The organism is Brevibacillus agri, assembly GCF_004117055.1.
Classification (GTDB): domain Bacteria; phylum Bacillota; class Bacilli; order Brevibacillales; family Brevibacillaceae; genus Brevibacillus; species Brevibacillus agri.
The window spans coordinates 439660-464692 of record NZ_CP026363.1 but is presented as its reverse complement, the minus strand read 5'-3'; the positions used below and the strand labels follow the sequence as shown (position 1 = coordinate 464692).

General features: G+C 52.5%; 27 protein-coding genes and 1 other annotated feature. Of the genes, 25 read left to right on the top strand and 2 right to left on the bottom strand.

Annotated elements, in window-relative coordinates; translation table 11 throughout:
- Positions 1-2 precede the first annotated feature (2 nt).
- The 8 genes from BA6348_RS02450 (at position 3) to rsmI (ending at position 5139) form a co-directional block, all read left to right on the top strand.
- Positions 3-332, top strand: a complete 330-nt coding sequence (locus BA6348_RS02450) for a cyclic-di-AMP receptor (protein ID WP_005830506.1) — start codon at positions 3-5, stop codon at positions 330-332.
- A gap of 144 nt (positions 333-476) precedes the next feature.
- Positions 477-923 carry a YaaR family protein gene (locus BA6348_RS02445; protein WP_005830505.1) on the top strand — a complete coding sequence of 149 codons (447 nt, stop codon included), beginning with the start codon at positions 477-479 and terminating at the stop codon, positions 921-923.
- Positions 924-939: 16 nt separating this feature from the next.
- The gene (gene holB / locus BA6348_RS02440) at positions 940-1920 is read left to right on the top strand and encodes a DNA polymerase III subunit delta' (RefSeq protein ID WP_026556972.1); all 981 of its coding nucleotides are present in this window, start codon (positions 940-942) and stop codon (positions 1918-1920) included.
- A gap of 3 nt (positions 1921-1923) precedes the next feature.
- Positions 1924-2739, top strand: coding sequence for a PSP1 domain-containing protein (locus BA6348_RS02435; RefSeq protein ID WP_005830502.1), 816 nt, complete (start codon positions 1924-1926; stop codon positions 2737-2739).
- Between the two features lie 28 nt (positions 2740-2767).
- Complete coding sequence (yabA, locus tag BA6348_RS02430) at positions 2768-3139, top strand: DNA replication initiation control protein YabA (protein ID WP_005830500.1); 372 nt, start codon at positions 2768-2770, stop codon at positions 3137-3139.
- A 95-nt stretch (positions 3140-3234) separates the two neighbouring features.
- On the top strand, positions 3235-4002 hold the full coding sequence (locus BA6348_RS02425; RefSeq protein ID WP_005830499.1) for a tRNA1(Val) (adenine(37)-N6)-methyltransferase: 768 nt from the start codon (positions 3235-3237) through the stop codon (positions 4000-4002).
- Positions 3953-4252, top strand: coding sequence for a GIY-YIG nuclease family protein (locus BA6348_RS02420; protein ID WP_005830497.1), 300 nt, complete (start codon positions 3953-3955; stop codon positions 4250-4252). Before BA6348_RS02425 ends, BA6348_RS02420 begins: the two co-directional genes overlap by 50 nt.
- The gene (gene rsmI, locus BA6348_RS02415) at positions 4249-5139 is read left to right on the top strand and encodes a 16S rRNA (cytidine(1402)-2'-O)-methyltransferase (RefSeq protein ID WP_005830496.1); all 891 of its coding nucleotides are present in this window, start codon (positions 4249-4251) and stop codon (positions 5137-5139) included. The genes BA6348_RS02420 and rsmI overlap by 4 nt, the downstream gene beginning before the upstream one ends.
- Before the next feature lie 153 nt (positions 5140-5292).
- Here the strand turns inward: rsmI and BA6348_RS02410 are convergent, their stop codons facing one another.
- The gene (locus BA6348_RS02410) at positions 5293-5544 is read right to left on the bottom strand and encodes an AbrB/MazE/SpoVT family DNA-binding domain-containing protein (RefSeq protein WP_007776347.1); all 252 of its coding nucleotides are present in this window, start codon (positions 5542-5544) and stop codon (positions 5293-5295) included.
- 425 nt (positions 5545-5969) lie between these two features.
- Positions 5970-6225, top strand: a binding site (T-box leader).
- A 53-nt stretch (positions 6226-6278) separates the two neighbouring features.
- Here BA6348_RS02410 and metG point away from each other — a divergent pair.
- From metG to spoVG, 11 genes are all read left to right on the top strand, one after another.
- Positions 6279-8303 (top strand): methionine--tRNA ligase, encoded by a 2025-nt coding sequence (gene metG, locus BA6348_RS02405; RefSeq protein ID WP_122952826.1) that lies wholly within the window; start codon positions 6279-6281, stop codon positions 8301-8303.
- A 27-nt stretch (positions 8304-8330) separates the two neighbouring features.
- A complete protein-coding gene (locus tag BA6348_RS02400) occupies positions 8331-9101 on the top strand; it encodes a TatD family hydrolase (protein ID WP_005830491.1) in 771 nt (256 codons plus the stop codon).
- 369 nt (positions 9102-9470) lie between these two features.
- On the top strand, positions 9471-10568 hold the full coding sequence (locus BA6348_RS02395) for a resuscitation-promoting factor (RefSeq protein ID WP_025848801.1): 1098 nt from the start codon (positions 9471-9473) through the stop codon (positions 10566-10568).
- A 177-nt stretch (positions 10569-10745) separates the two neighbouring features.
- The gene (rnmV, locus tag BA6348_RS02390) at positions 10746-11294 is read left to right on the top strand and encodes a ribonuclease M5 (protein ID WP_025848799.1); all 549 of its coding nucleotides are present in this window, start codon (positions 10746-10748) and stop codon (positions 11292-11294) included.
- A 3-nt stretch (positions 11295-11297) separates the two neighbouring features.
- Positions 11298-12194, top strand: a complete 897-nt coding sequence (rsmA, locus tag BA6348_RS02385) for a 16S rRNA (adenine(1518)-N(6)/adenine(1519)-N(6))-dimethyltransferase RsmA (RefSeq protein WP_005830486.1) — start codon at positions 11298-11300, stop codon at positions 12192-12194.
- Positions 12195-12483: 289 nt separating this feature from the next.
- A complete protein-coding gene (veg, locus tag BA6348_RS02380; RefSeq protein WP_005830485.1) occupies positions 12484-12756 on the top strand; it encodes a biofilm formation stimulator Veg in 273 nt (90 codons plus the stop codon).
- A 119-nt stretch (positions 12757-12875) separates the two neighbouring features.
- Complete coding sequence (locus tag BA6348_RS02375) at positions 12876-13055, top strand: small, acid-soluble spore protein, alpha/beta type (protein ID WP_005830483.1); 180 nt, start codon at positions 12876-12878, stop codon at positions 13053-13055.
- Between the two features lie 233 nt (positions 13056-13288).
- Positions 13289-14167 (top strand): 4-(cytidine 5'-diphospho)-2-C-methyl-D-erythritol kinase, encoded by an 879-nt coding sequence (gene ispE, locus BA6348_RS02370; RefSeq protein WP_025848795.1) that lies wholly within the window; start codon positions 13289-13291, stop codon positions 14165-14167.
- Between the two features lie 55 nt (positions 14168-14222).
- Positions 14223-15056, top strand: a complete 834-nt coding sequence (gene purR, locus BA6348_RS02365) for a pur operon repressor (RefSeq protein WP_007776362.1) — start codon at positions 14223-14225, stop codon at positions 15054-15056.
- 6 nt (positions 15057-15062) lie between these two features.
- Positions 15063-15446, top strand: coding sequence for a RidA family protein (locus BA6348_RS02360; protein WP_005828663.1), 384 nt, complete (start codon positions 15063-15065; stop codon positions 15444-15446).
- Between the two features lie 227 nt (positions 15447-15673).
- A complete protein-coding gene (gene spoVG, locus BA6348_RS02355) occupies positions 15674-15961 on the top strand; it encodes a septation regulator SpoVG (RefSeq protein ID WP_005828662.1) in 288 nt (95 codons plus the stop codon).
- Positions 15962-15991: 30 nt separating this feature from the next.
- Here the strand turns inward: spoVG and BA6348_RS02350 are convergent, their stop codons facing one another.
- On the bottom strand, positions 15992-17029 hold the full coding sequence (locus tag BA6348_RS02350; protein ID WP_025848792.1) for a CobW family GTP-binding protein: 1038 nt from the start codon (positions 17027-17029) through the stop codon (positions 15992-15994).
- Positions 17030-17224: 195 nt separating this feature from the next.
- On the opposite strand from BA6348_RS02350, the gene glmU reads away from it, so the two are divergent.
- The 6 genes from glmU (at position 17225) to mfd (ending at position 25002) form a co-directional block, all read left to right on the top strand.
- The gene (glmU, locus tag BA6348_RS02345) at positions 17225-18610 is read left to right on the top strand and encodes a bifunctional UDP-N-acetylglucosamine diphosphorylase/glucosamine-1-phosphate N-acetyltransferase GlmU (protein ID WP_005828658.1); all 1386 of its coding nucleotides are present in this window, start codon (positions 17225-17227) and stop codon (positions 18608-18610) included.
- Positions 18611-18632: 22 nt separating this feature from the next.
- On the top strand, positions 18633-19583 hold the full coding sequence (locus tag BA6348_RS02340; RefSeq protein ID WP_005828656.1) for a ribose-phosphate diphosphokinase: 951 nt from the start codon (positions 18633-18635) through the stop codon (positions 19581-19583).
- Positions 19584-19674: 91 nt separating this feature from the next.
- The gene (locus tag BA6348_RS02335; RefSeq protein ID WP_007776371.1) at positions 19675-20280 is read left to right on the top strand and encodes a 50S ribosomal protein L25; all 606 of its coding nucleotides are present in this window, start codon (positions 19675-19677) and stop codon (positions 20278-20280) included.
- 112 nt (positions 20281-20392) lie between these two features.
- A complete protein-coding gene (gene pth, locus BA6348_RS02330) occupies positions 20393-20962 on the top strand; it encodes an aminoacyl-tRNA hydrolase (protein WP_005828653.1) in 570 nt (189 codons plus the stop codon).
- Between the two features lie 106 nt (positions 20963-21068).
- Positions 21069-21299 carry an anti-sigma-F factor Fin gene (locus tag BA6348_RS02325; RefSeq protein ID WP_007776375.1) on the top strand — a complete coding sequence of 77 codons (231 nt, stop codon included), beginning with the start codon at positions 21069-21071 and terminating at the stop codon, positions 21297-21299.
- A 154-nt stretch (positions 21300-21453) separates the two neighbouring features.
- Positions 21454-25002 carry a transcription-repair coupling factor gene (mfd, locus tag BA6348_RS02320; protein WP_005828649.1) on the top strand — a complete coding sequence of 1183 codons (3549 nt, stop codon included), beginning with the start codon at positions 21454-21456 and terminating at the stop codon, positions 25000-25002.
- Positions 25003-25033: the final 31 nt, after the last annotated feature.

Sequence of the window (25033 nt, the reverse complement as noted above, 5' to 3'; positions counted from 1 at the left end):
CGATGAAAATGGTAGTTGCGGTCGTCCAGGACAAAGATAGTGGTCGTCTGTCTCAACAACTGGTGAAGAAAGGGTTTCGCGCGACGAAGCTCGCCAGTACCGGAAGCTTTTTGCGAGCTGGCAACACAACGTTTTTGATCGGTACGTCTGACGAAAGCGTGCCGGAAGTAATCGACATCATTGCGCACCACTGCAAATCCCGCAAGCAAATGGTCACTCCCGTTTCCCCTCTCAGCAATGCGGTAGATTCGTTCATGCCGTACCCGTTGGAAGTGCAAGTGGGCGGAGCCGCTGTGTTTGTGCTCGACGTCGGAGAGTTCCACTCGTTCTGACGCAATGCGACCCGGCGCAACTGCAATCTGCAATGAATCCTTCTTCCAATCTACAGGTTCCTGCTCTCTTTTTTCGCCGCTTTCGTTTATACTTGATCTAACGGGGAAAAAATCCTCTACTGATCGGTTCTGTGGGGTGGCGTGATGAAAATCGGCGACGGGCCAAGACCTAAGCTGGACATGATAAAAACCGCGGATTCGCGGAGAAATCCTCAGCTCGAAAAGCTGAATTTTGGCACGATGATGCAAGGAGAAGACGAGCGCATGTCCCAGGAGCTGCTCAACCGGCTGCTCGGCGACATTGACAGGATGGGGCAAATTCTCGCCAGATCCCGCTCGGTTCGCGACTTCTATTCCTATAAAAACCTCGTCAAACAGTTCATGGAGGAAGCCGTCAAGTACGGCGTCGCCCTGGATGACCGGCGAGGAATGAATCGGCGAGGCCGTAGCAGGCTGTACAAAATCGTCAAACAGGTCGATGCCGAGCTGTTGCGTCTGACAGACGAGTTGCTTAGCGATCAGGCACCGACGATTGATTTGTTGGCCCGGATTGGCGAAATCCGCGGCATGCTGATTAATTTGTATTTTTAGTGGGTGTGAAACCATTATGACATGGACCCGTTTTTCCCAGCAGCCACGCGCTTCGGAGCTGCTGTACCATAGCCTGCTCAACAACAGACTGGCGCACGCTTATTTGCTCGCCGGTCCCAAGGGAGCAGGCAAAAAGCAGATGGCCCTGCATCTGGCGAAGTCCCTTTTTTGTCCGGAAAGGGAAGCGGACGCCTGCGGGGCCTGTGTTACATGCAGGCGGATTGAAGGGGGAAACCACCCCGATGTGCTGTTTATTACACCGGACGGGGCCTCAATAAAAATCGACCAGATTCGCGCGCTGCAAAAAGAAATGGCGATGCGTGCGGTAGAGTCCGGGCACAAGGTGTACATCGTTGAACACGTCGACAAAATGACGACCCAGGCCTCCAACAGCCTGCTGAAGTTTTTGGAGGAGCCGCCCGCTGGCGTGCTTGCCTTGCTGTTGACGGAACACAGCCACTCGATCCTCCCGACGATTTTATCCCGATGCCAAATCGTTCAATTCTCGCCACTTTCTGCCGAAGCGATCGCCGAACAACTCCGGGCAGACGGCATTACAGCCGGGATGGCGCAGGTTGCCTCCCACATTACGACAAATGTGGAAGAGGCCAAGGCACTCAGCCAATCAGAATCGTTTGCACAGCTAAGAAATCTAGTGATACAATTGAGCCATGAGTGCAAACAGCGTAATTCGTCTGCGCTCTTCACCATCCATGATATGTTGCAAAAGAGCGACAAAATCAAAGAGGAACTACCCCTCTTTTTAGATTTGCTCATCCTTTGGCTGCGCGATATCCTGTATGTGCAAGTAGGCAGGCATGCCCATCTCATTAACAGCGACCAACAGGATGTGCTGCAAGGACAAGCACTGGTATGGACAAAAGCTGAGCTCTTGCATGGGATAGATTTGGTCATGGATACGAAAAATCGGATAGAGCGAAACGCCAACGCACAGTTGGCTCTTGAGCGGTTGGTTCTTCAATTCCAGGAGGGATAACCCTTGTATGAGGTTGTTGGGGTCCGTTTTAAAAAAGCGGGCAAAATATATTACTTCGACCCTGACCGACTGCCGATAGAGAAAGATTGCACCGTAATCGTCGAAACGGCGAGAGGGGTCGAATATGGCAAGGTCGTCATCGGCAAAAAAGAAGTCGCTGAGTCCGATGTGGTGTTACCGCTCAAAAAGGTCATTCGTATGGCTGACGAAAAAGACGCAAAGCAGGTTGATGAAAACAAGCAAGCTGCCAAGAATGCCTTTGCCGTGTGCCAGACGAAGATCAAGGAGCACAAGCTCGATATGAAGCTGGTCGATGTGGAGTACACATTTGACCGCAACAAGATCATTTTTTATTTTACCGCGGACGGCAGGGTTGATTTCCGCGAGCTGGTAAAAGACCTCGCTTCCGTGTTCCGCACTCGCATTGAGCTGCGTCAGATTGGCGTGCGTGACGAAGCGAAGATGCTGGGCGGCATTGGCCCCTGTGGCAGGCTGCTTTGCTGTTCGACTTTCCTCGGCGATTTCGAGCCTGTTTCGATTAAAATGGCCAAGGATCAAAACCTTTCGTTGAATCCAGCAAAAATCTCCGGTCTGTGCGGTCGGTTGATGTGCTGTTTAAAATACGAGAATGACAACTACGAAAGCACGCGTGATGAAATGCCGGATGTCGGCAAAATGGTCACTACCCCGATGGGAAATGGACGAGTCGTTTCCGTTAACGTACTGGATCAGTCCGTTCAGGTGGAGCTTTCGATCGACAAACGCATCACAGAGTTTGGCTTAGATGAGATTGCGATAGGGCTCCCCACCTATGAATAAAGTGTGGGGGTAGGGGAGAGGTGAGCTAGTGGACAAACGGGAAATCTTCGTCAAGATGGCGAGCATTGAAGAACGAATTGGGGACCTGTACAAAGAGATCGGTGAGTTGAAAGACGTCATCGTCGTTTTGATGGAGGAAAACGCCCAATTACTCGTTGAAAACCAGCATCTTCGCAACCGACTGGAAAAGAAAAAGACTGGCTCTCCGGCAAAACAAAAGGGAGCAAACCCTGTCGCCAAGGAGAAAGCGAAAAAAGCCGTGGTCGGGGAAGGGTACGACAACCTTGCCCGCCTGTATGCAGAAGGGTTTCACATCTGCAACGTGCATTTCGGCAGTCTGCGCAAAGAAGGGGATTGTCTGTTCTGTCTCTCGTTTTTGAGCGGCGGCCCTCAAAAATAAAAGGTGACGAGCGATCACCACATGGAGAAAGCGACCTGTGCCACGTGTCAGGTCGCTTTTTCCAAGACAAGGAAAAAAGGAGTAGGGAACAAAGGATGGAACCAGTCATTAACGTGCCGCTCTATGATGCGGAGCGCATTGACGATTTATTGACTCACGAAATGAAAATTATCCAGAGCCACGAGGTGTTCTGTTTTTCGATGGACGCCGTGCTGCTGGCGCGGTTTGCGTCCGTTCCCAAGCGCGGGAGAGTGCTCGACATGTGCACGGGCAACGGAGCGATCCCGCTTATCATGACCACGCGCACACCGGAAGCGCGTTTTGATGGCATCGAAATTCAGCAGCGGCTGTTCGACATGGCGAGCCGCAACGTGACGCTCAACGGACTGACGGAGCGGATCGAGATGCACCACGGAGATGTCAAGGACGCGGTATCGCTTTTCGGGCACGGGAAATTCGATCTGATTACGTGCAATCCGCCTTATATGCCTGCGACGAGCGGGGAGAAAAATGTAAGCGAGCATTTTGCAATCGCCCGTCATGAGATTTTGCTCTCGCTGGAAGACGTCATTCGCGTGGGCAGCCAGTTGTTGAAAAACGGCGGCAAGCTCGCTCTCGTTCATCGCTCGACGCGGTTGATCGACATTATTTCCTTGATGCGCCAGTACGGAATCGAGCCGAAGCGGATGCGTCTGGTTTACCCGCGCAAGGAAGCCGAGCCGAATATGGTGCTGATCGAAGGAATCAGGGGTGGCAAGCCGGAGCTGAGGATTCAGCCGCCGCTGATTGTCTATGAGAATGGTGAGGAATACTGTGAAGAACTGCAAGAAATTTACTTCGGCAGACGAGATTCCCTCGCATAAAAGCCATTTTGTCTACATTCTCGCCTGCGCGGACGGCTCCTTGTACACCGGCTATACGACGGAGTTGCTGCGCCGCCTGGCGATGCACAATGAAGGCAAAGGGGCGAAATACACCAGAGGGCGCGGGCCGCTTGCGCTTGTCTTTTGGGAAGAAGGGCCTGACCGTTCGTGGGGCTTGAAGCGCGAGGAAGGAATCAAACGGCTGAATCGCAAGCAAAAAGAACAGTTGATTGGAGGGACGCCGCGATGAATATACAGCGCAGCTTTGCGCAGGAAGAAACAGGTGTCCTGTATCTGGTCGCTACGCCAATCGGCAATCTCGATGATATGACGGTCCGTTGCCTGGAAACGCTGCGGGCGGTTGATGTGATTGCCTGCGAGGATACGCGTCAAACAAGGAAGCTGTTGAACCATTTTCAAATCGAAAAGCGCACCGTGAGCTATCACGAACATAATAAGGAAGCGAGCGGTCAGGGGCTGCTGCAATGGCTGGCCGAAGGAAAACAGATCGCGCTGGTGAGCGACGCCGGACTTCCGGCGATATCCGATCCGGGCGCTGATCTCGTGCGCGATGCGGTCGCTGCCGGATACCCCGTCGTTCCGGTGCCAGGAGCCAACGCAGGGCTGACGGCGTTGATCGCTTCGGGGCTGCCGACAGACCGCTTTGTCTTTTGCGGCTTTATCGGCCGGGAAAACAAGGAGCGGCGCGAAGAGCTGGAACGACTCAAGCGCTACCCGGAGACGCTGATTTTTTATGAAGCGCCGCACCGCATCGAGAAGACGATTGCGGCCATGCGGGAAGCGTGGGGGAATCGGCGGGCCGTGCTGGCGCGCGAGCTGACCAAGCGCTACGAAGAGTTCGTGCGCGGCACTTTTGATGAGCTGCTGGAATGGCTGGGCAATGGCGAAGTGCGCGGCGAGTTTTGCGTGATTGTCGAAGGCTTTACAGGCACAACCGCTGCTGAAGCAGACGAGGAAAACATCTGGTGGCAGCAGTTGAGCATTGTCCAGCATGTCGAGCATTACTGCGAGCAAGGCTTGAGCAAAAAAGAGGCGATCAAACAGGCGGCAGACGATCGCGGTTTGCCCAAGCGCGACGTCTACAACGAATACCACCGCGACCAGGAAGACGAGTAAGATGAGCAGGAAGCTGACCGAACGGGTCGGCTTTTTCTTTTCGTCCGATCAACCAGCGCAGCAGCGACGCAGGCAATACAAATAGCCTCCGCGAAGCTTGTCCCTTTGCGAAGGCATATCGTATGTAAATCAAGTACGTATGGAAATGAGTGTTTAGCGTTTAACAACAGGCATCTCGGTCAGGCAATCCTGGCACACGATTTTACCTTTAAAATGAGATACTTTATCAGCGTTTCCACAGAAGATGCAAGCAGGCTCGTATTTTTTCAGGATGATGCGCTCGCCATCTACGTAAATTTCCAATGCGTCTTTTTCCGCGATGCCCAGTGTGCGGCGCAATTCGATCGGAATAACGACACGACCCAGTTCATCTACTTTACGAACAATCCCTGTTGATTTCATCATAGTAAATTCTCCTCTCAAGTCTTCATATGTCGATGTATTGGTAAACGCTCATCATTAATCGTCAATATTCGACATTATCTGTTGGGATTATCATACCAGCGATTCCCAAAGGTGTCAACATCATTTTGACAAATCTTTGAAAAGCAAAGTTTTTTTTGAAAACAGGAAAGCTGATATATCAGCGTTTCGTAGAAAAGTGGAAACGGTATGGAAAATTTTATGGATAAAATTAACTGGGAGAAATGCGTGTCCAATCGGTCACTTTATGTCGAATAAAGCCGCGCCCATTCGACAAAAAAGCCTTGTCTTCTCTTTTTTGCCTTTTCCTGTCATGTATAAAATAAATCGTAGCCGTTCGGCCCTCCTGGATGTTTACAAAACAAGTCGGTCGTGTACAATAGAGGGTAAATGAGGGAATTGATAGCAAAACGACTATGATGGGAAGAGTAAGCCGATCCTCCTTATCCCAGAGAGCCGGGGTAGCTGAAAACCGGCATAAGCGAGCAGGCTGAACATGGCCCCAGAGTCTTGCAGATGAACAGCCACGGAAATGACCGTGCCCAGTAGTTTGTGACGTCGGCCCACGTTACGGGCAGAGTCTGTTTCAGACTCACCAAGTCCGTTGGCCGCGAGGGGAACGGAGCATTTGGGTGGTACCGCGAGTTAGAGCTCGCCCCAATTTTTGGGGTGGGCTTTTCTATTTTTCTAAACGTTATCAGGAGGGGCTAGGTTGCATGAAACCAACATATTACATCACCACACCGATTTACTATCCAAGCAACAAGCTGCACATCGGCAATGCCTACACGACAATTGCTTGTGATGCTCTGGCGCGCTACAAACGTTTGCGCGGCTATGACGTCTACTACCTGACAGGTACGGACGAGCATGGACAAAAGCTTCAGGAGCGCGCAGCCGAAGACGGCAAACAGCCGCTGGAGTTCATCGATCCGGTTGTTGACTGGATTCGCGACCTGTGGCAAAAACTGGACATCTCCTACGACGATTTCATCCGCACCACGCAGCCGCGTCATAAGGAAGTCGTGCAAAAAGTGTTCCAGCGTCTGCTCGATCAGGGCGACATTTACTTGGGCGAGTATGAGGGATACTACTGTGTGCCGGACGAGGCTTTCTGGACCGAGACACAATGTAAGACCGACAAAGGCTACATTTGCCCGGATTGCGGCCGCGAAGTGAAAAAAGTGAAGGAGAAAAACTACTTCTTCCGCTTGTCCAAATACCAGGACAGATTGCTCGCGCACATCGAGGCGAACCCTGACTTCATCCAACCGGAGAGCCGCCGCAACGAGATGATTAACAACTTCCTCAAGCCGGGCCTCCAGGATTTGTCCGTATCCCGCAGCACGTTTGACTGGGGGATCAAAGTGCCGAGCGATCCTGAGCACGTCATTTACGTCTGGATCGACGCGTTGACCAACTACATTTCCGCGCTCGGCTACTTGTCTGACGACGACAGCAAATACCGCCGTTTCTGGCCTGCGAATGTGCATATGGTGGGAAAAGACATTTTGCGCTTCCATACGATCTACTGGCCGATTTTGCTGATGGCGCTCGATGTGCCGCTGCCAAAACAAGTTTTCGGTCATGGCTGGCTGCTGATGCCGGACGGAAAAATGTCCAAATCCAAAGGCAACGTCATTGATCCGAAGCTGCTGATTGATCGCTATGGCTCCGATGGCGTGCGCTACTTTCTGCTGCGCGAGATCAACTTCGGCCAGGATGGCATTTTCACACCGGAATCGTTTATCCAGCGTCTGAACTACGATCTGGCAAACGACATCGGCAACCTGCTGAGCCGTACCACTACGATGATCGAAAAATATTTCGATGGCATCGTGCCAGCCGCACAAGATGCCGGAGAGCCGGATGACAGCCTGATCGGCCTGGCGATGAAAACAAAGGCGCTGGTCGAGGAGCATATGGAAGAAATGCGTTTCTCCAACGCGCTTGCCCACATCTGGGAGCTGGTAGGACGCACCAACAAATACATCGACGAAACGATGCCGTGGAATCTGGCAAAATCGGAAGAAACCAAGGGACGTTTGGCAACGGTCATGTACAATCTTGCGGAGAGCATCCGCATCACCTCCATTTTGATTCAGCCGTTCATGACCAAAGCTCCGGCGAAAATCTGGGACCAACTCGGAATTCTGGGCAACGAGCAGGCAACAAGCTGGGAATCTGCCGGCGTCTGGGGCGGATTGCCTGCCGGAAGCACTGTCAGCCGCAAAGAGCTGCTGTTCCCGCGCCTGGACGTGCAGGCTGAGCTGGCCTTCATCGACGAATCGACAGCAGAAGCGCGCCGCCAAGCAGAGGAAAACAAGAAAAAGCAAGACGCATTGAAAGGGGAAGCACCTGTGAACGAAACGACTGCCAACCAAGCTGAAGTAACGGAAAAACCAGCAGATGCCAAAGACGAGATCGGCATCGACGATTTTGGCAAAGTAGAGCTGCGCGTCGCGCAAGTAGTGGAGTGCGCGAAGCATCCGAATGCCGACAAGCTGCTGATTTTGCAGCTCGATCTCGGCTATGAGAAGCGCCAGGTTGTCTCCGGTATCGCCAAATACTACACTCCGGAAGAAATGGTCGGCAAAAAAGTAATCCTCGTCGCCAATCTGAAGCCAGTCAAGCTGCGTGGCGAGCTGTCGCAGGGCATGATCCTGGCAGCATCCGCAGGCGACCAACTGACGCTGGCGACAGTCGATCCGAGCATGCCAAACGGAGCGATTGTGAAGTAACGAGGGCTAGGAAAGGAAGGACCTATTTTGCTATTTGAAACGCACGCGCATCTGAACGCGAAGGAATTCGACGAGGATCGCGAGGAGGTCATTGCCCGCGCGCGGGAAAACGGCGTCAGCACGATCGTGAACATCGGGTTTAACGCGGAAACCATCCCGACCTGCATGGAGCTGGCGAAAACCTATGATTTTATTTACGCAGTCGTAGGATGGCACCCTCAGGACGCAAAAGATATGACAGACGAGCATCTGGAATGGATCGAGGAGCTGAGTCGTGATCCGAAAGTAGTGGGGCTGGGCGAAATGGGCCTCGACTACTACTGGGATACGTCGCCAAAAGACGTGCAGGCCGAAGTGTTCCGCAAGCAGATTCGTCTGGCGCGAAAACTCGACATGCCGATCATCATCCACAACCGGGACGCTCACCAGGATGTTTTGACGATCCTCAAAGAAGAGAAGGCAGCAGAAGTCGGGGGAATCATGCACTGCTTCTCGGGTAGCTGGGAGACAGCGAAGCAGGCGCTGGACATGAATTTTTACATCTCGTTCGGCGGCCCGCTGACTTTCAAAAACGCGAAGCAGCCAAAAGAAGTAGCGGCCAAAGTACCGCTCGACAAGCTGTTGATAGAAACAGACTGCCCGTACCTCACTCCTCACCCGTTCCGCGGCAAGCGAAATGAGAGTGGCTACGTGCGCTACGTCTGCGAAGAAATGGCGAACATTCGCGGCCTGTCTTACGAAGAAATGGCGCAAATCACGACGGAAAACGCAAGGCGTCTGTTCCGCCTTCAACCGTAAACAAACCGCAAGCAAAAACGGGAAATCACGACATATCACGTGATTTCCCGTTTTTTTGTTCCTCGATCTTGTTGTTCTACTCGTTTTTGGTGGCGCATACCTTGAACAATGTGTCGAACGATTATTGTCCATCCGACACGGCTCCTCGACAGGAATCTGCTACCATTCGCCATCTGTTTTTTGCTAGTCTGTTAGCATTATCGCTTCGGCCAAGGGAGGGTAAATTTGACAAAGCCGGGAAAGTGACATACAATCAAAGCCGACCTTGCTAAGTACTGGCCACTTCCAGAATATTAGTGCAATTACATCGACCCTTACCTGGCTAGACAGGAGAAGCCTCGTGCTTTTCTAGGAAAAGGAGTGTGGGAAATGGAGTTACGCGCGATATGGGAAAGGTATAAGAATCGGGGACTTGTTCTTTTTGGCGTCCTCTCTCTTGTTCTCATTCCCATGATTGGCTATTTCTCTGCCCAGGCTACCCAGCCAAAACAGGTCACTTTTTCGTTGGACGGAGAAAGCCAGACGGTAGCTACCAAAGCGAGTACCGTTGAGCAGTTCTTGACCGAGCGAAACATTACGGTAACGGAAAAGGATTCCCTTCAACCAACACCTGAGACGAAGCTATCAGACGGAGCAATGATTACTTTACATACAGCCTGGTCCATTCCGGTCCAGGTTGACGGGCAGACAAAAACGATACTGACGCTTAGCCGCGATGTTGCTGGCGCGTTGAAGGACAGCGGCATTGCGCTAGGTGAAAAGGACCGGGTGGAGCCGGCCTTGAGCGCCTCGCTGACCAAAGACTCGACAATCACGATCAAGCGCGTCGTCGAGCAGATGGTAAAAGTCGAGGAGCGAGTTACTTTCCAGGAAATACGCAAAAACGATCCAGCGTTAGAGAAAGGCAAGTCCCGTGTATTGCAAAACGGGCAAGAGGGTAAGGCAATTGCACACTACAAGCTGGTTATGGAAGACGGGAAGGAGGTCTCCCGTGAACTGGTGACAAGAGACGTGCTTGTGCCGAAGAAAGACCAGATCGTGGCGGTGGGAACGGCAGTTCCTGCGCTGCAAAACAACGATCCGTCGCAACGGGTCCTGGTCGCTTCAGCAACGGGTATGGTCTCGCGTGGTGGAAAAGTATTTAGGCCGAAAAAAGTACTGAACGGGGTTACCTTGACCGCCTATTCTCCTGCGGGGGGAGGCAAACACCCTAGCTCGCCAGGCTACGGCCGCACGGCGACGGGCGTGAAGGCCAAGGCAGGTCATACCATCGCTGTAGATCCAAAAGTGATTCCGTATGGCTGGTGGGTTTACATCGAGGGCGTTGGGTATCGCCGGGCAGAAGACACGGGCGGAGCGATGCGTGGCGGCAAAATTGACGTGTTTGTAAGCACGGAGGCAGAGGCTGTTCAATTTGGCCGCAAGCGCAACAAAACCGTCTATATAATCGGGCCGCAGAAACCGTAAGACAGGGGCGAACAGCTCCTGTCTTTTGTCTTTGGCGTTTTGGGAATAGTCGTGATAAGCTGTTTGATAGTTAGACGGTTCAAAGCGCAGAAACGTTTCGCGAAACAAGGGCTTTTTGCCTGATTTTTTTGGAACACTATGACCAAAAGCGACATCGTACGAAAGTGGGAGTACATGATGAAGATAAAAGAAGTGATTGTGGTGGAGGGGAGAGACGATACCGCTGCGATCAAGCGGGCAGTTAACGCGGACACGATTGAGACAGGCGGCTCCGCCATCCACGCCAGAACGATCGAAAAAATCCGGCTGGCACAGCAAAAGCGCGGTGTCATTATTTTTACCGACCCGGATTACCAGGGGGAGCGCATCCGCAAAATTATCAGCCGATCGGTGCCGGGCTGCAAGCACGCCTTTATCACGCAAGAGGACGGCACGAAAAAGGGCGATATCGGGGTAGAGAACGCTTCTCCTGACGTGATTGTTCGCGCGCTCTCGGAAGTCCGCACAGAGATGGCGGAAACGGTCGGGGAGATTACGGCTGACGATCTTCTGAAAAACGGATTGACGTCAGGCGGCGACGCCAAGGAGCGGAGAATCAAGCTGGGCGAAGCATTGGGCATCGGATACGCCAACGCCAAGCAAATGCTGCAACGGCTCAATGCCTTTCAGATCAGTCGCGCGGAATTTGAGGCGGCGATAGAAGCCATCAACAAAGAGAGGGAGTAAGCGATGACGCAAGCAACAGGCAAGGATATTGCCACACCTACGCGAACGAAGGAAATTTTGGAGAAGTACGGCTTCTCCTTTAAAAAGAGCCTGGGACAAAACTTCTTGGTGGACACGAACATTTTGCATAACATTGTCGCCGAAGCCGATCTGACGAAGGACAAAGGCGCAATCGAAATCGGGCCAGGCATCGGCGCTTTGACCGAGCAATTGGGACGAGCAGCAGGCAAGGTCATGGCGATTGAGATTGACCAGCGGCTTCTGCCTATTTTGCAGGATACGCTGTCGCCCTATGAAAATATCGAAGTCGTGCATGGAGACGTGCTGGAGCTTGATCTGAAAGCGCTGATTGCCGAGAAGCTCTCCGGGGTAGAGAAGCTGAGCGTCGTAGCCAATCTGCCCTATTATGTGACGACGCCGATTTTGATGAAGCTCCTGGAAGAAAGGCTGCCGCTTGAGAACATCGTCGTGATGATCCAAAAGGAAGTGGCTGAGAGAATCGCGGCCAAGCCCGGAACGAAAGACTACGGCTCTCTCTCGGTAGCGGCGCAGTTTTATGCGGAAACAGAAGTCGCGATGATCGTCCCGGCCAGTGTGTTTATTCCTCGTCCGAACGTCGATTCTGCAGTGATCCGGCTCAAGGTCAGAGATCGTCCGCCTGTCGATGTGGACGACCAGGACGTGTTTTTCCGCGTGGTGCGCAGCTCGTTCGCCCAGCGCCGGAAAACGTTGTTGAACAACCTGATGAACGGTCTGTTTCTCAAAACACAAAAGGATGAAGTAATACAGATGCTCGCCGACATCGGCATCGAACCGACCAGACGCGGCGAAACCCTCAGCATCGAAGAGTTCGCCCGCCTAGCCAACGAAGGCTTGCGGCGCGGCCTGATTGGGCAATAAGACAAACTTGGCCTCCGTTTTTGTGCTGAAAAAGCCAAAAACGGAGGTTTTTTTGTCGATTTTGGCGTAAAAAAAGGCTTCGCAGCGGGCAAGCTATCACCGGAAAGCGTTGCGGGAGCAAGGTTTTGCAAAAGCCTGCACATACTATGCAGAAGTGGTGACAAATATCTACTTTTTTTATGAAAAAAACCCCGTTGACAAAATATCTACAGGGTTGCTATAATTTTTTATTTCTTTGACAAAATATATGTGAGCTGTTATAATAGATGTAAGCGAGGTGGATGGAACAATGGCAAGAAACGCGTTACTTGACATTAAACGCAGTTTAGACGGGCACATTGGTGAGCGCATCCTTCTGAAAGCCAATGGAGGTCGCCGAAAAACCGTCGAACGAAGTGGCATCCTCGAAGAAACATACCCATCTGTGTTTGTGGTAAAGCTTGATGACGATCAACTCTTTGAGCGGGTCTCTTACAGCTACGCTGACATCTTGACGGAAACAGTAGAGTTGACGGTGTGCCGCGAAAACGAGCACATCCGCATCACATTTGTACAACAGTAGAGCCCTTTTGGGTTCTACTGTTTTATTTTTGCTATCAAAAGGTTGTAAATATTTGGGTGACAAGATGAAAAGTCTGGACTTGGAGCACACTATACCTGTCAACGGGAAGGGAGGATGCTATGGGTCGCAGACGAGGAATGATGTCGGAGCAGTTCAAGATGGAACTCGCCAAGGAGCTTGGCTTTTACGACAAGGTACAAGCAGAAGGTTGGGGAGGCATCACGACGCGTGACGCGGGAAACATGGTGAAGCGGGCTGTACAGCTTGCTGAAGAGGCGCTGGCCGCAAGACGGTCATAGCCCGGTGTTGGACGCAGGCGGACACATCCAATCTCACGGAGAATACCATACAGACTCGTTGACAGGGCCGGGGCTTCCCGGCTTTTTTGCTGCCGAAAACACTGCTGAATTTTCGAAATAACCATAATGATCTCGATCCTGTTCTTTTTGGGGGGTTCAAGTGGCAGGAGAGAGATTGGCTATGCTACAATAAGAGACTAGGAAATTTAGTAAAGTAGGCAGAGGTGAACAACGTGCGTATCTCGGTCAAAGCTCCGGCCAAAATCAACCTGACCCTTGATGTGCTTGCCAAACGGCCGGACGGTTATCACGAAGTAGAAATGGTGATGACTACCGTCGACTTGGCAGATCGTGTAGACCTGACTCTGCGCGAAGATGGTGAGATTACGCTGGACTGCTCTGCCAGCTTCGTACCGGATGATATCCGCAATCATGCTTATAAAGCGGCAGTGCTTTTAAAAGAACGCTATCAAGTGCGCCAAGGCGTACGATTGTATATCGACAAACAGATCCCGGTCGCAGCCGGACTGGCGGGCGGCAGCAGTGATGCGGCAGCGACGCTGCGCGGTTTGAACCAGTTGTGGAATCTCGGCTTGACCGTGGACGAGCTTGCGGAAATCGGCGCAGAAATCGGTTCTGACGTCCCTTTTTGCGTCTATGGAGGAACCGCGCTGGCAAAAGGGCGCGGCGAGCAAATCACGCATCTGGAAACGCCCGCTCCTTGCTGGGTCATCCTGGCGAAGCCGCCAATCGGCGTGTCCACTCCTGATGTATATGGAAACTTGCGTGTCGACAAAATCGACAATCATCCCGATACAAAACAAATGCTCCGGGCTGTTTCCGAGCAAGATTTTTCCCTGATGTGCCAGTCGCTCGGAAACGTGCTGGAAAACGTCACGCTCTCGCTCTATCCGCAAGTGCGGCAAATCAAGGAGCTGATGATCGCTTCCGGAGCCGACGGAGTATTGATGTCCGGCAGCGGACCGACAGTATTTGCCCTCGTGCAAAAGGAAGCGAAAGTGCATCGGATCTACAATGCGCTCAGAGGATTTGTCAAAGATGTGTTTGTTGTCCGAATGTTAGGCTCCCAAGAAGGGGAAATACTTGCATGAACACGTATAAAAATGATACATTAGCAGCATAATATTCGGTTTTGGAGGAAGAGCCATGAAGAAATTGCGCAGAAGTGCACGTCTGGTAGACATGACGCAGCACTTGCTCGCCCATCCCCATACGCTGACTCCTCTCACTCTGTTTGCGGAACAGTACGGCGCGGCGAAATCATCCATCAGTGAAGACCTGTCGATCATCAAGGAAGCGTTTGAGGTTCAGGGTGTCGGCTTGTTGAAAACGGTGGCGGGAGCGGCAGGCGGAGTGAAGTATATTCCCCAGGTAAAAACGGAAGAGGCTCTTCACTTCATGCGCGAACTGATCGAGCAATTGGCCAATCCGGAAAGACTTTTGCCAGGCGGATATTTGTACATGTCCGACATTCTCGGCAATCCAGCGACTATGGCGAAGATCGGCAAGCTGTTTGCCACCGCTTATGCGGACAAAAACGTCGATGTCGTCATGACGGTGGAGACGAAGGGGATTCCGCTCGCTTATGCGACCGCCATGTTTTTGAACGTGCCCGTTGTCATCGTGCGTCGTGACAACAAAGTAACGGAAGGTTCTGTGGTTAGCATCAATTACGTATCTGGTTCGAGCAAGCGGATTCAGACGATGTCTCTTGCTCGCCGCGGATTGGCCGAGCAGTCCCGCGTCCTGATCGTGGACGACTTCATGAAGGCGGGCGGCACGCTGCGCGGCATGATTGATCTGCTCCAGGAGTTCCGGGCGACTGTCGTAGGCTGCGGAGTGCTGGTAGAGACGACCGCAGATGTTTCCGAGCGTTTGATTGATGAATACGTGTCTCTTGCCAAGCTGCAGGATGTCGACTTCAAGGGCAAGCAGATTGAAATTGAGCTAGGCAGTTTTTTTGAAAATAGAGGGGAGTAGATAAGAATGGCAATCTCTTTTGTTTCAACTGACAAAGCTCCGGCAGCAATCGGCCCGTACAGCCAGGCTGCAAAAGTTGGTCCGTTTCTGTTTGCATCCGGTCAAATTCCGCTGCGTGCAGACGGCACTCTGGTAGAAGGCGACATCGTGGAACAAACCCACCAAGTATTTTCCAATATCCAAGCCGTCCTGGCGGAAGCAGGAGGAACCCTTTCCAACGTGGTGAAGGCGACTGTTTTCATCAAGGACATGAACGACTTTGCGCAGTTGAACGAAGTGTACGGCCAATATTTTGGCGACCACAAGCCAGCTCGCTCCACCGTAGAAGTGGCACGCCTGCCGCGCGACGTAAAGGTCGAGATCGAAATTGTCGCTTATATCGAGGCGTAAACATAACCCGGTCCAATCAATGAAAGCATGAAACAGCCTGATGCAGTTGCGTCAGGCTGTTTTTGCGTTGGATATACCATTAGTAGTACGAAGAAGCATGTGTAAAGCGGTGATGTTATGAACATATTTATATATTTTTTTAAAAATTGCATAACATCAGCAGGAATATTTACCCAGAGGGTGGAAATACTCCTAAACGCGTTTCATAGATAAAGGGAGTGAACTAGATGGAAGTTACAGACGTAAGACTGCGCCGAGTGAATACGGATGGTAGGATGAAAGCGATTGCATCCATTACAATTGACCATGAGTTCGTGGTTCATGATATCCGTGTCATTGACGGAAACAACGGTATGTTTGTTGCAATGCCGAGCAAACGTACACCTGACGGAGAATTCCGCGATATCGCCCATCCGATTTCTTCGACTACCCGTGAAAAGATCCAAGCTGCTGTCTTGACCGAGTATGAACGCGTGGGTCAAGAAGAAGAGAGCACGATCGAAGCGGGTGCGTAAATAGTACCCCCATACAAAAGCACCCTGTCATTACTGGCAGGGTGCTTCGGCGTCTGGTTGGGCGTAACATTTGGATAAATTGTTTTTTATTTCCTCCTGATCCATTCCTTCCCCAATAAACACGGCGACCATTTTCGGCCCGAAGTTCTCAAATGGAAAGAACAGTACCTGATTGTCCGTGTGCTGGAAGGAGATCAGTTCTTTTTTTCCGTGGAAGAGCACGTACCCCTTTGCCCGATACACGTTTTTGGGCAGATCGTAGAGGAAGTCCTCGAATTTTTTCTCGTCTACTGGACCTGTGAAGGTGTAGGAAAAAGTTTCAATACTATTGTACAGGGAAGGCGTGCTTGTTTTCAGGCCGAGCGATTGTTTGAGCCTGTCCATGGTCGACATGCGGCCGATTGTTTTTTGCACAGGAACAGTGGGTACTGCTTCGGCATCGCGCACATGCTCGAATCGCTTGAGCGATTGCAGCCGGTTGAGGTCGATATTCGCCTGAACGGCTGTGTGGATCGGCGCCTGCGGGTTCAGCTCGATGAGCTTCTGTTTGACGCGCTGGAGCTGTTCATCGCTGACCATATCCGTTTTGTTCAGGAGAATGAGGTCGGCGTACTTCACCTGGTTGCGTACCGTTTTGACCAGCGAGCCAGTGGAGGAAAAGCGCGAGTTGAGGTCCAAAAAGCGGGACGCGTCCACGACGCTGATCGTGCCCTTCAGCTCGATGCGATCGTACAGCTCCGGATGGGTCAGCGTGTCGATCACGTCGATCGGGTCTGCGACTCCCGTCGTTTCGATCAGGATGCGATCCGGCTGCAACGAGTTCAAAATTTCGCGCAAGCCTTCTGTCAGCTCCCCTTTGATCGAGCAGCATATGCAGCCGTCGAGCAGCTTTTTGACAGGGAAACCAAAGCCTTGCAACTGTTCGCCGTCGATATCTTCCTCGCCCATCTCATTCATCAGGACGACTACGTTTTCGTTCTGGACGCGTAGATGAGTCAGCCATTTTTGCAAAAGGGTCGTTTTTCCGCTGCCCAAATATCCGGTCAGCAAGTAGACATCTGCTGGCATTCCTTCCTGCCTCCTTTTCAAAACCTCTTTCGCCCATCAATATATCATTTTTTATCAGATTATTAAATGTTGTCTGTTAGATGAACAACTTTCAGGCAATGTCAGGGAAACGGCGATAATCCTGCATCGATTGTCTTGAAATCCACATATGATTAAGATATAGTCATTGTGGAACTTCTACGATGGAGGGTTGACATGTCTAAGATCCATGCCGTGGTTCTGGCCGCTGGTCAGGGTACGCGGATGAAATCGAAGCTGTACAAGGTCCTGCACCCTGTTTGCGGGAAGCCAATGGTCCAGCATGTTGTGGATACGCTTGGCTCCATGCAGGTTGAGGACATCGTTGTCGTCGTAGGTCATGGTGCTGACGCGGTCCGCGCCAAACTAGGCGAGGGCGTCACTTACGCACTGCAAGAAGAACAGTTGGGAACGGCACATGCCGTTTCGCAGGCAGCGCCGTTTTTACAAGATAAAGAAGGCACTACGTTTCTTTTGTACGGAGACGTCCCTCTCTTGTCTGCACAGACGTTGTCCGCCTTGCTGACCTATCACGAAGAGCAGCAAGCGGCTGCGACTGTATTGACCGCCGTGCTCCCCGATCCGACAGGCTACGGGCGCATCGTGCGCAACGAGGCGGGCGAAGTATTGCGAATCGTGGAACATAAGGATGCGACTGAAGCGGAACGGGCGGTCCGCGAAATTAACACAGGCATATACTGTTATGACAATCGCAAATTATGGAAGGCCTTGGCGGAAGTGAAAAATGACAACGCGCAAGGCGAATACTATGTCACAGACGTTGTCGGCATTTTGCGAGAGGCAGGCGAAAAGGTAGTGGCGTACGAAGCCGTTGACCCTGACGAGACGATGGGCGTCAATGATCGTGTGCAGCTATCGGAAGCGGAAGCGTACATGCGGAAGCGGATTGCCACCAGACATATGCGCAATGGAGTCACCATTATTGACCCGGCCTCTACGTATATTGAAGCCGATGTTGTCATCGAGGCAGATACGGTAATCCAACCGGGAACGATTCTGCGCGGGCGGACAACCATTGGTGCCGATTGCGTGATTGGGCCGCAGGCTGACTTGACGGATGTGCAGGTTGGCTCTGGCGTTACCATTTCTTATGCGGTCATGGTAGAGGCAAGTGTGGAAGCGGAATCAACCGTTGGGCCATTTGCCTATATTCGTCCGGGAACACAGATCGGCCGCAAAGCCAAGATCGGAGACTTCGTCGAGTTGAAAAACGCCAAAATCGGCGAAGGCTCAAAAGTACCTCACCTCAGCTATATTGGTGACGCGGAGATTGGCGATGGTGTGAACATCGGCTGTGGAACGATCACCGTCAACTACGACGGGGCCGTCAAGCATAAAACGACCGTCCAGGACGGGGCGTTCATCGGCTGCAACACCAATCTGGTAGCTCCGGTTACCGTTGGACAAAATGCGTATGTAGCAGCAGGCTCGACCATTAATCAGGATGTTCCAGACAATGCGCTTGCGATCGCACGCGAGCGTCAAGTGAATAAACCAGATTACGCTAGCAGAATGCCTCGCAAGGGCAAAAAGCAATCATAACGGGAGGTTCTAAGAGAAGATCATGGCTAATTACCGCGACCCCAAACTGAAGGTATTTACGTGCAACGCAAACCCTGAATTGGCAAAAGAAATCGCTGAACACATCGGCGTGCCGCTCGGTAACGCGCAAGCTGTGCGTTTTAGTGATGGCGAGTGCCAAATTAAATTGAACGAAAGCGTTCGCGGTTGTGACGTATTTGTTATTCAGCCAACGTCTGCTCCCGTTAATGAGCATTTGATGGAGCTTTTGGTAATGGTCGACGCATTGAAACGCGCTTCCGCAAAAAGCATCAACGTCGTGATTCCTTATTATGGCTACGCGAGACAAGATCGCAAGGCGCGCGCACGCGATCCGATCACAGCCAAACTGGTTGCCAACCTGATCGAAACCGCAGGAGCGCAACGCGTGATTACCATGGATTTGCATGCGACGCAAATTCAAGGATTCTTCGACATTCCTGTCGATCATCTGCTGGGTGTGCCGATTTTGGGCAAACACTTCTCCGAAAAAGGCTTGAAGGATATCGTCGTAGTGTCGCCTGACCACGGCGGCGTTACGCGTGCCCGCAAGCTGGCCGAACGTCTGGAAGCGCCGATTGCCATTATCGACAAGCGCCGTCCTGAACCAAACGTAGCGGAAGTCATGAACATTGTCGGTAACATCGAAGGCAAGACAGCGATCATTATTGACGATATCATTGATACAGCGGGAACGATCACGCTGGCAGCCAATGCGCTCGTGGAAGCAGGTGCGCGTGAAGTTTACGCATGTTGCACGCATCCGGTGCTGTCTGGTCCTGCGATTGAGCGGATTGCCAACTCGAAGATCAAAGAGCTGATCGTCACCAACTCGATTCCGCTCACCAAAGAGCAACTGATTGACAAAATCACCGTTCTGTCCGTGGCGCCGATCATTGGCGAAGCGATCATTCGCGTACACGAAGAGCTGTCTGTCAGCAAGCTGTTCGATTAAGGCAAGCATCCCCTTTTTGGGGGATTGAAATAAACCTCCTTTGGACAAGCTAGAAAGGAAACTTTTACTAGCGGCCCAAGGAGGTTTTTTTGTGGAAGCGATTCAGGCTCAAGTACGAAATCAGACGACAGGCAATTCTGTGAGGATGCTGCGTCGAGAAGGCTGGGTGCCAGGTGTTGTGTACGGAAGTGACGTGACCAGTCAGTCGATTCAAATCAATGGCCGTGAGCTGGATGCCGCCCTGCGTCAGCAGACGACAAACAAGCCGTTCCGACTGGTTGTGGATGGGACCACTCATGATGTGATGGTGAACGAATTGCAGCGTCATCCAGTCATGGGCAATATTTTGCACGCTGATTTCAAGAAGATCAATATGAATGAAAAAATACACACCTCTGTGCCTGTGCTCATGACAGGCGACCCGGAGCTTGGCGTAGCGACGCTCGTGCGCCACAACGTCGACGTCCACTGCTTGCCTGGCAACATCCCGGAGTCTTTTTTGGTGAATGTCGACGGCTTCAACATTGGAGACGTCGTACTGGCAGCGGATCTGGAAGTTCCGGCGGGCGTAGAGCTTTTGGTTGAGCCTACGGAAGTGCTGATTAGCGTCCTGCCAGTGAAAGCCAAGTCCGAAGAGTCCATCGAAGCCGAGCAAGAGGCTGAGGCTGTAGCAGAAAAAGCGGTAGCTACCGAATAAGGCAAAAGTCGAATCACGGCGAAAGGGTCCGGGTATTTTACTGCCGGGTCCTTTTTCTTTTGTTCGCGATACCATTCTAGTACAATGGGGGAGAGAGTAGGAGGGAATGAACGTGAAAGTAATCATCGGATTGGGCAATCCAGGCAAAAAATATGAAGACACAAGACATAATGCGGGCTTTATGGCCATAGATAAGATTAGCGACAAATGGGGCATTCCCGTTGCGCAAAACAAGTTTCGCGCGCTTGTCGGAGAAGGCAGGGTGGAAGGCGAAAAGGTGCTGCTCGTCAAACCGCAGACGTACATGAATCTTTCCGGGGAATCAGTCGCTGAAGTCCTGAAGTTTTACAAGCTGACTCCAGATGAGCTGGTCGTCATTTTCGATGACCTCGACCTGCCAACGGGGCAGTTGCGCTTGCGGGAAAAAGGCAGCGCAGGCGGCCACAACGGCATCAAGTCGATGATTCAGCATTTGGGGACACAGGAATTTAAGCGCATCAAAGTCGGGATCGGGCGTCCGGAGCCGGGGCGAAGCGTGAGTGATTACGTGCTCCAGTCGTTCCCAGCGGCGGAAAGACCGCAGATTCAGGAAGCGGTGGGGCATGCTGCCGATGCGGCGGCCATGTGGACAAGAGAGCCTTTTATCAAGGTCATGAACCATTTCAACAGCTTGCAAAAATAAGCGGGGCGTTGCAGCAGTCAGGATGGCGCGGATGTATTGCGCTAGTATGATTTTCCACCCAACCGACCATACTAAGCGATATGAAAGGTATGGGGGTGGCATATACATGAGCATACGCTACACGTGTCGCTGCTGCGGCATGAAGATCGCGGAATTTGACGAATCGCAGGTGACAGAAGCGCGGCTCGGGTTTGATTTCTTGACCCCGGAGGAACGTGCTCTTATAATATCGAGAGAACAAAGTGGAGATACGGTCGTCAGCATCACGTGCGACTACTGCCGTGAAGCGCTGATTCAGCATCCAGAGCTTTCGCTAGTCGGAAATCCACTTCAATAAACAGGAGTGGATACTCGTTAGGAAGGCTTGCACTGACAAGGCCTTAGCTTGGGGAGCTAAGGCTTCTTTTCGCATGGTCGACCTGCGGCAAAAATCGCACGTCCAGTCAGGCTCTGGCTGCAGATGACAGAAGAATTAGAGAGGGGATTAGTGAATGCAAGTCATCATTAACCCGATGAAACAAGACTCGAACGTCGGGACAATTGTGGCTGGTTTGGAGAAAGGTCTGCACGAGCAGCTCGTCTCCGGTCTGGCAGGTTCGGCCCGGCAGGCACTGATGGCGGCACTGAAGCAAATAACCGGACGCCCGGTCTGTGTCGTCACGCATAACATGTACCAAGCGCAAAAAGTTTACGAGGACCTGATTGAGCTGGTTCCCTCCGATCAAGTGCTGCTCTATCCCGGAAACGAGCTGATCGGCTCCGAGCTTGCCATCGCCAGTCCGGAGATGCTGGCGCAGCGCATTCATGTATTCAACCGTCTGGCCCAAGGCTTTACGGGTTTTTTGGTTGCGCCGTTTGCAGGGTTGCGCCGTCTGGTCGTCCCGCCGGAGGTGTGGAAAGAAGCGCAGATTACGCTGTCAGTCGGTGACGAGCTGGATGTTGAATCGTTTTTGTCCCGTTGTATCGAGCTTGGCTACGAGCGCGTCGATATGGTCGAGCGAAAAGGCGAGCTGAGTGTCCGCGGCGGCATTATCGACTTGTATCCGATTGATTCGGAGTGGCCTGTGCGCATCGAGCTGTTCGATGTGGAAATTGACTCGATCCGCACGTTTGACATGCTTTCCCAGCGCTCGCTGGAATCCGTCCAGACCTATATTTTGGGCCCGGCAAAAGAAATGATCGCGTCTACGCAACTGCTGATGGAATCGGCTGTCCGCTTAGAGCAGAAGCTCGGTGAAACCGTTGCCAAGCTGAAAGATAGCGCAGCCAAGGAAAAAGTAGTGGAGCGCATCGGTACCGATATTGAACGGATGAAGGAAGGGCAACGCTTTTCCCAGTTGTACTCGTACATCTCGGTGATCTATCCGTCGCAGGACACGCTTTTGTCCTACATGCCGTCCGAGACTCTGCTGATTATGGATGAGCCTTCCCGCGTCCTGGATACGGCTGCCCAGTTGCAAAAAGAAGAGGCGGAGTGGCTGACGGGACGAATCATCCAGGGCGAGTACATGGCTAACCTCAGCTTGTCCCGCACGTATGAAGAGATTGTCTCCCACAAAAAACGGCAGATTGTCCACCTGTCTCTGTTCCTCCGGCAGTCGCCGAAAACCCAGCCGCAAAACATCGTCAACCTGACCTGTCGCACCATGCAAAACTTCCACGGGCAGATGAACGTGCTGAAGACAGAGCTGGCCCGCTGGAAAAAGTCCCAGGATCAGATTGTGTTCGTCGCCGCCGATCTGGAGCGCGCAAAGCGTCTGGAACGCGTCCTGCACGATTATGAGATGGAGGCGGACGTGTTGACGGAAGCGGTCGAGGTAGTGCCGCCAGGGCGGCCTACGATCATTCTGGGGAACCTCCAGACAGGCTTCGAGCTGCCGTTAAACAAGCTGGTCGTTATTACGGAAGGCGAAGTATTTACTGCGAAGCAGCGCAAGGCGCGCAAAGTGCAGCAGACGATGAACAACGCCGAGCGGATCAAAAATTATTTGGAGCTCAAGCCCGGCGATTTCGTGGTGCACGTGAATCACGGGATTGGAAAATACCTCGGAATTGAAACCAAGGAAATACTCGGAATTCATAAAGATTACCTTCACATTCAATATGCGGCAGGCGACAGCCTGTTTGTCCCGATCGACCAGATCGACCACGTGCAAAAATACGTGGCGAGCGAGGAAGCGCAGCCGAAAATCTACAGCCTGGGCGGTACCGAATGGAAACGGGTCAAAAACAAAGTCCAGTCTTCCGTCAAGGACATTGCCGAAGACTTAATCAAGCTGTACGCCGCGCGCGAAGCAGCCGTTGGCCACGCTTTTTCTCCCGATACGACCGAGCAGCGGGAATTTGAAGCGATGTTCCCGTATCAGGAGACGCCGGACCAGCTTCGGGCAATTGCAGAGGTCAAAGCGGATATGGAACGCAGACGGCCGATGGATCGTCTAGTATGTGGGGACGTAGGCTACGGAAAAACCGAGGTCGCGATTCGCGCAGCGTTCAAGGCTGTCATGGACGGCAAGCAGGTGGCGGTGCTGGTGCCGACGACGATTTTGGCCCAGCAGCATTACGAGACGTTCCGCGAGCGTTTTGCCGAGTATCCGATTCGCGTCGAGGTGCTCAGCCGTTTCCGTTCGCGCAAGGAACAGAACGCGACGCTAAAAGGATTGAAGGAAGGCACGGTCGATGTCGTCATCGGGACGCACCGCCTGCTCTCCAAAGACTTGATGTTCCGCGAACTGGGACTGCTCATCGTCGACGAGGAGCAGCGCTTCGGTGTGAGCCACAAGGAAAAGCTGAAGCAAATCAAGACAAACGTCGACGTCATTACGCTGACAGCGACGCCAATTCCGCGTACGTTGCACATGTCGATGCTCGGCGTGCGCGATCTGTCCGTCATCGAAACGCCGCCGGAAAACCGCTTCCCGGTACAGACCTACGTCATGGAATACAGCCCTGCGCTGGTGCGCGAAGCGATCGAACGCGAGCTGGCGCGCGACGGCCAAGTCTTTTTCCTCTACAACCAGGTACAGGGCATTGAGCAGATGGCGGAGCAAATTTCCATGCTCGTCCCTGATGCGCGCATTGCGGTTGCGCACGGGCAGATGAACGAAAGCGAGCTGGAGGGCGTCATTCTCGACTTCCTCGAAGGCAATTTTGACGTGCTCGTCAGCACGACGATCATCGAGACAGGGGTCGACATCCCGAATGTCAATACGCTCATCATCTACAATGCTGACAAAATGGGCTTGTCCCAGTTGTATCAGCTTCGCGGACGGGTTGGCCGTTCGAACCGGATTGCCTATGCCTATTTCACGTATCAACGAGACAAGGTGCTGACAGAGGTCGCGGAAAAACGTCTGCAAGCTATCAAGGAGTTTACGGAGCTTGGCTCCGGCTTCAAGATCGCGATGCGCGACTTGTCCATTCGCGGTGCGGGGAACCTGTTGGGCGCGGAGCAGCACGGGTTTATCAACACGGTCGGTTTTGACCTGTACAGCCAGATGCTCAAGGAAGCGATTGACGAGCTGAAGGGCGAGGTCAAGCAGGAAGCGGTGACGCCTGTGGAGATCAATCTGCAGCTCGATGCATACATTCCTTCCATGTACATTACCGACAGCCGGCAAAAAATCGAGATGTACAAAAAGTTCGTCGCCGTATCCACGCTGGAAGATGTCGACGATCTGGCTGAGGAATTGCTTGACCGTTTCGGCCCTGTTCCGAAGCCGGTCGACAACCTGCTGACCATTTCCCGTTTGCGGGTCTACGCCCTGCAGCACCACATCACCGAGATCAGCCAAAAAAATCCGGACGAAATCAAGCTCGTTTTGCATCCTAGCCAAAACAACAACATTGACGGCGGCGCTCTGTTCGCGCTTGCCAGTAGTTGGAGTCGCAGGCTGGGGCTCTCGGGTGGACAACAGATCACCATTACTGTTAAAGTAAAGGGGTTAAGAGAAGACGAGGGCGTACAGCTTGTTGAAAAACTGCTGCGCCAATTTCATCAGGTGCGTAAAGACACCGGTACGGAAAGCCCTGTGTCCTAAGGGACAGGGGGGCTTGCCGGGAAGGGAGATT

Coding starts and splice junctions, on each gene's coding strand:
- BA6348_RS02360 (WP_005828663.1), top strand. CDS start 15,063: ATGGCAATCTCTTTTGTTTCAACTGACAAAGCTCCGGCAGCAATCGGC.
- veg (WP_005830485.1), top strand. CDS start 12,484: ATGGCAAGAAACGCGTTACTTGACATTAAACGCAGTTTAGACGGGCAC.
- BA6348_RS02325 (WP_007776375.1), top strand. CDS start 21,069: ATGAGCATACGCTACACGTGTCGCTGCTGCGGCATGAAGATCGCGGAA.
- BA6348_RS02340 (WP_005828656.1), top strand. CDS start 18,633: ATGGCTAATTACCGCGACCCCAAACTGAAGGTATTTACGTGCAACGCA.
- BA6348_RS02350 (WP_025848792.1), bottom strand. CDS start 17,029: ATGCCAGCAGATGTCTACTTGCTGACCGGATATTTGGGCAGCGGAAAA.
- rsmA (WP_005830486.1), top strand. CDS start 11,298: ATGACGCAAGCAACAGGCAAGGATATTGCCACACCTACGCGAACGAAG.
- purR (WP_007776362.1), top strand. CDS start 14,223: ATGAAGAAATTGCGCAGAAGTGCACGTCTGGTAGACATGACGCAGCAC.
- BA6348_RS02425 (WP_005830499.1), top strand. CDS start 3,235: ATGGAACCAGTCATTAACGTGCCGCTCTATGATGCGGAGCGCATTGAC.
- metG (WP_122952826.1), top strand. CDS start 6,279: ATGAAACCAACATATTACATCACCACACCGATTTACTATCCAAGCAAC.
- BA6348_RS02445 (WP_005830505.1), top strand. CDS start 477: ATGAAAATCGGCGACGGGCCAAGACCTAAGCTGGACATGATAAAAACC.
- holB (WP_026556972.1), top strand. CDS start 940: ATGACATGGACCCGTTTTTCCCAGCAGCCACGCGCTTCGGAGCTGCTG.
- spoVG (WP_005828662.1), top strand. CDS start 15,674: ATGGAAGTTACAGACGTAAGACTGCGCCGAGTGAATACGGATGGTAGG.
- mfd (WP_005828649.1), top strand. CDS start 21,454: ATGCAAGTCATCATTAACCCGATGAAACAAGACTCGAACGTCGGGACA.
- glmU (WP_005828658.1), top strand. CDS start 17,225: ATGTCTAAGATCCATGCCGTGGTTCTGGCCGCTGGTCAGGGTACGCGG.
- BA6348_RS02450 (WP_005830506.1), top strand. CDS start 3: ATGAAAATGGTAGTTGCGGTCGTCCAGGACAAAGATAGTGGTCGTCTG.
- rsmI (WP_005830496.1), top strand. CDS start 4,249: ATGAATATACAGCGCAGCTTTGCGCAGGAAGAAACAGGTGTCCTGTAT.
- rnmV (WP_025848799.1), top strand. CDS start 10,746: ATGAAGATAAAAGAAGTGATTGTGGTGGAGGGGAGAGACGATACCGCT.
- BA6348_RS02395 (WP_025848801.1), top strand. CDS start 9,471: ATGGAGTTACGCGCGATATGGGAAAGGTATAAGAATCGGGGACTTGTT.
- BA6348_RS02375 (WP_005830483.1), top strand. CDS start 12,876: ATGGGTCGCAGACGAGGAATGATGTCGGAGCAGTTCAAGATGGAACTC.
- BA6348_RS02410 (WP_007776347.1), bottom strand. CDS start 5,544: ATGATGAAATCAACAGGGATTGTTCGTAAAGTAGATGAACTGGGTCGT.